This is a genomic window from Microcoleus harperi Pol14_C6 (assembly GCF_036701295.1).
Taxonomy (GTDB): Bacteria; Cyanobacteriota; Cyanobacteriia; order Cyanobacteriales; family Microcoleaceae; genus Microcoleus.
The window spans coordinates 1-5,046 of the sequence record NZ_JAUBQN010000092.1 but is presented as its reverse complement, the minus strand read 5'-3'; the positions used below and the strand labels follow the sequence as shown (position 1 = coordinate 5,046).

The window sequence follows — 5,046 nt, the reverse complement described above, 5'->3', positions numbered from 1 at the left end:
AGAAAAGTGGGTTAATTATCTAGAACAATGTTCTTCGGAGGTGGAACAGTTAATGAAGTTAACTCCTTCTAAACGCCACTTTTATCAACAAGGTATGCGGGCTGCAACCCTTATACAGTCTATTTCGTAGACCTCTTTGTCACCCCCCCAGGAGGTAGCGCAAAAATCTGGGCGTTCGCTCAAGATAATGATGTCCCATTCTCAAATTTTAGCAGCGCTAAAATTTGAGAATGAGACCGCCCTGCCCGAGGAGGGGACTATTAACTATTAACTTACTTTTTAGTTACCAAAACCCAATCATCTGCTGTTTTGACAATCTCAGCATTCTGCAAACCTAAATGTTTTAAAACTGGTTTTTCTAACAGAAAATAAGGTTGAGGAAGAGATTGCCATTTCTTTTTGAGCGTCGGCGCATCGGCGACAATAACTTGGCGTTGACTATAAAAATTCAGCGATGGACGGCCCAAGCGGTGAGAAGTAAACACCTGTTGACCGGCCGGAGTTCCTGTGCGGACAATTTCGGCGATCGGCTTAACCGGATAATCCTCGGCAAGTTCCCAAACCCAGTTATCTGAAGCCACCAATACCAATAGCGTCAGGTAAGTTCCCCAAATTAAAACTAATATAAACTGCCGGTCTTTGCGGTGAAGCAACACTGCCCCCATTGTCATTGTCAAACCTACAAACAGCAGCATTAACTGCAAATCTCGATCGGGAGGCACAATGTATTTCCCAATTTGCACTAAGCCACTGAAGTAAATGCAGCCGACAACACCAACTACAGCCAGCACTGCTAAAATCGCGGGGTGAGGCAATAAAGAAATAGCATCAAAATGTTCTTCTGCTTCCTCTTTGACGGGCTCTGGTGGCAGCCACAGTTGCTCCCAAACTTCAGCAAGATAACTGCCAACAGCAAGAGCAAAAGCTGGATAAATTGGCAAAACATACCACGGCAATTTAGTAGTCATCACAGAAATAGCCAGCAGATATACTCCAGTCCAAACCAATACTAATTTTGGTCCTGGAAAATTGCGATTTTCCCAACTTAAACGCAGCCCTTGCAGCCAAAATAACTGCCACGGCCAAGCTAATTTTAAAATTTCTAAAATATAATACCAGGGCGGGCCTCTGTGACTGCTCACAGGTTCCGAAATGCGCCGGAAAGATTCGTTAACTAAATTAGCGTGGATGAAATATTGGCCGTAGTGCAGCCATTGGGCAAAATACCAAGCCGCTACTGGCAATGTTCCGATCGCAAATCCGCCCCAAAGATACCCAGAAGTGAGGAGTCGCGGGGTATCCCAAACCAAAAAAATACAGCCCATCCCAGCCAACAGCAGCCCCAACATTACGCCCTTAGTAAGGCAAATGAGTCCGAACCCAATCCCCGCCCCCAAAGCGTAGCGCAAGTCGCGGCGCGATCGTAGCAGACACCACATCGCCCCCAGCAAAAAACACAAAACTGCCCCATCCAACATCGCCAAACGTCCATGCCGCACCACCGGTAACAGCGTCAGATAAACGAGGGCAGAAAAAATGGCGATCGAACGCGGAGGAAACAACTCCCTGCCAATGGCGTAAAGCAGGGGCACTGAAGCCGCCGTCAGCATCGCCGGTACCAACCTCGCCGTCAATTCGCTGACACCGCCTGCTGCAAAACACAGCCCGATTAGCCAGTGTACCAGCGGCGGTTTGTTGAAATAGGGCATAGAGTCGATCGTCGGATACAGCCAATTTAAGTTGCCGCGCCAAATTTCGCGACTTACCTGCGCCGCAATGCCTTCATCCCAATCCCGCAACGCCACGCCGCCCAGATTCAGTCCGAAAATCAGCACTGCAGCCAACAGAAAAGCCAGCATCCACAGTTTGTCTGTAAAGCTGTCATTCCAGCGATTTTTCGGTTTGCGGTTCAAGAATGGAAAGATTTCTGACATAAGTTAAGAGAGTTTTGAGCGTCCCAAACTGCAGGTAAACTTAGACAGCAGTTATTTGCGACTAGGAAAATACCATGAACTTGCCTGTAATTATAGATATTATCATTGGCTTAGTCTTTATCTACCTGACTTTAAGCTTGCTAGCTTCGGAAATTCAGGAACTGATTGCTACTGTTTGGCAGTGGCGGGCAGAACATTTAAAGAAGTCGATCGAAGTGCTAATTTCTGGAGGTAGCGAAGGCGCGAAAGATCCCCTGCAACTTAAAAGAGTTGGACAGTTAGCTCATGCGATTTACGCCAATCCGATTATCAAGGATTTGAATCAGGGAGCGAAAGGGGTTTTATCAGAGGGATTCCGCTCTGTTACGCACCGCATGGGGGATTTGTACCACGGAGTTACGGGTACTAAAAATGTTTTCGGCAATAAATCCAGTGGACCTTCTTATATTCCAGCAGAGTGTTTTTCGGCTAGCCTTTTGGAGACTTTAAAGGTTTCTAGTTTGCTCAGCTCTATTTCTAAAACCCGATTGGAAAGATTTAAAGATTTACAATTAGCACAAATTCAACAGATTGGAGAAAATCTGAGTTTGCCGGATGCTACTAAACCGATTATTGAGCAAGAATTTAGGTGGCTGACTGCGGAGTTCAATCGAGTTGTTGAAGATTATCACAACAATTTAGCAAGTTTGAATAACAGCTTAGATCGGATGTCGGAAAAGCTAGGATTTTATATTAAGGATTCTCAGGTTTATCTACCAGAAACCGAAATAGCAGGGAGAGAATTTCAGAGGCAAATGGCATTTGTCAAGGCTCGTTTTGACAGCACAAATGAGCGGGTGGCGCTGCTGGGGCAACTGCAACCGAGTTTCAGCAATCTGTTAAATACTGTTAAAAGAAGTCAAGATACGGTAGCAGAAATTATGGAGATAAAAGAAGAAAGTCCGATTTATCAACAAATTAAAGAAACCTTGGACAGTATGCCAGAATCTTTGAAACGCAGCCTTTATATTTTAGCGCAGCGCGCTGAAAAAAGCGGCGGAGATACTCAAGAGCAGTTGCAGCGGTTTCAGAAAGAAATTGAAATTTGGTTTGACCAATCGATGGAGCGTGCTTCTGGTGTTTACAAGCGGAATGCTAGAGGGGTAGCGATTTTGCTCGGAACTGCGATCGCTGTCGCTGCTAATGCTGATAGCATTCATATTATTAATCGGTTGTCGAAGGATTCGATGTTGCGATCGACTGTTAATTTGTACGCTCAGCAGTTGGTGGAAAACAATGCTAAGACTAAATCAAATAATTTAACCAGTCTTGCAAAAGTTCAACAGGATGTCGATCGAGCTTTGGATCAGGTAGCTCTGCCTTTTGGATGGAGCGAACAGAACAGCTTAGAACGAGATAAGCAGGGGAATTTATTGTGGCAGGCTTTGATTGCAAGATTGTTTGGTTGGATATTGAGCGGCGTAGCTATTTCTATGGGGGCTGCTTTTTGGTTTGAGGCGCTCAACAAGATTATTAATATTCGCAATGCAGGGAAAAAACCGCCATCTTCCACAGAATCTTGAGCGGTGCAGTTGCCAGGCCAATCAACAAACTGTCATACCCTTTTAGATTTTAGATAGGGGAATGACTGAAGGTTATCGAGGTTTGAAGCAGCGGCTTACAGTTGGATTTTTTTTTGAAAGTGGTATCACGGATAGGATATCGGATCGATAGGTAATTGCGCGTTTGCCGGAACTAAGGGAAAACACGCAGAATATAAATTCCGTGCGATCGCGGATGGCAGTCCTGCAGAAATAGGGGAAACTAATAGATAGGTTAAATAAGAATGGGCGAAATAAACAAGGTCGCTGGCAGTTTCAGAAGCTCTGAATCCAAGGCTGTATCTACCGCTAATCTCACTTTTGGGGGACGGAATATGTTGACTTCTTTAAGGGAAACCACTCCCACCTCGGAATACGCAAATCCCCCATCCAAAAGCTTTGTATTCAAGGACTCCAGCATCAATGAAGGTGGATATTTTGTTTCCAGAAATTTGGCTGGCGAATCTGACTGCATCGAGATATTTACCTCGGCACTTCAAAAATATGCCTCTATCCTTAGAGAGATTGACAAAGTTCGCACAACTTTTGGCGACAACTCCGGCAAACTGCAATTAGGCTTTGTTATCCTCAGTTCAGATTACTTTGAACCATACAAAAGTCAATTGCCCAAATCGCATAGTTCTCTGACTCAAAACACCGGACTTGGTTCGTGTTATGCCGATCGACATTGTGATACACTCAACAACGGCGGTGGGCGCGATCGACGGTTTGCTAATTAAGGAGAGTGATTTCATGGAGGGTATGGAACGTACCGAGGGCGACTGGGTCAAATGCAATTGTAATTAGTGACGCAGGCGCGATCGAAATCAACGATTAGATCTGACTCAATCTCCAATCATATCAATTCGCTGAATAATTTGAATCACGTTTGTAGTGAGGTGGGCAGTCCTCACAGTGTCCGTACTAGCCGATAAGTCAATTCATTCCCAGCGATTGGTTCCGACTTAATATCAGACCGTTTTGACTGTTAGTAAATACGACCAAAATTCTTGGAAATTAGTAGTTGGGTGTATCCCAAATCTAGCAGCTTCAAGCCATATAGAATTCTTCAAAATCTACATAATTCAGTTTTCCCTTGGATGAAATACAGCTAGGGAAACTTTAGTGGATTGTGCCTATACATAAAAACTCACACTCAAATAAAAACTACTAAATATAAGAAGAGGTATTCGGGGGTGAATTACCTCCACTATTTCCGCATTCCTCAACTCAGGCTACTATTAGCAAAATAAGGTAAAAAAACAAATGGATAATAGAACCTAGATTTATTTCAACATTCCCGATTAATCTTGCGATCTACTCCCATAGGTAGAGGCTGCAATTCCCCTTTTCGTCAAGAGGTAACAGGCAAATGCAGAGCCAAATAAATCAATAAAAATATTTTAAAAAGTACACAATTTTTCAATTTCGTGTTAATATATAATCAAATAAGCCTGATGAGATAACTCCGGGGTGTATCTACTAAATAATGCCCTTAATGGAGTCTCCAAAATGAGTTCTACATTCGCTCA

At 43.9% G+C, this 5,046-nt stretch carries 3 protein-coding genes; 2 read left to right on the top strand and 1 reads right to left on the bottom strand.

Features of this window, described 5'->3' with window-relative positions; translation table 11 throughout:
- Nucleotides 1-272 precede the first annotated feature (272 nt).
- A complete protein-coding gene (locus QUA27_RS26955) occupies nt 273-1,934 on the bottom strand; it encodes an ArnT family glycosyltransferase (protein ID WP_333072086.1) in 1,662 nt (553 codons plus the stop codon).
- Nucleotides 1,935-2,008: 74 nt separating this feature from the next.
- On the opposite strand from QUA27_RS26955, the gene QUA27_RS26950 reads away from it, so the two are divergent.
- Nucleotides 2,009-3,496, top strand: coding sequence for a hypothetical protein (locus tag QUA27_RS26950; RefSeq protein WP_333072084.1), 1,488 nt, complete (start codon nt 2,009-2,011; stop codon nt 3,494-3,496).
- A gap of 353 nt (nt 3,497-3,849) precedes the next feature.
- Entirely contained in the window at nt 3,850-4,254 is a 405-nt protein-coding gene (locus QUA27_RS26945) for a hypothetical protein (RefSeq protein WP_333072082.1), read from the top strand.
- Nucleotides 4,255-5,046 lie beyond the last annotated feature (792 nt).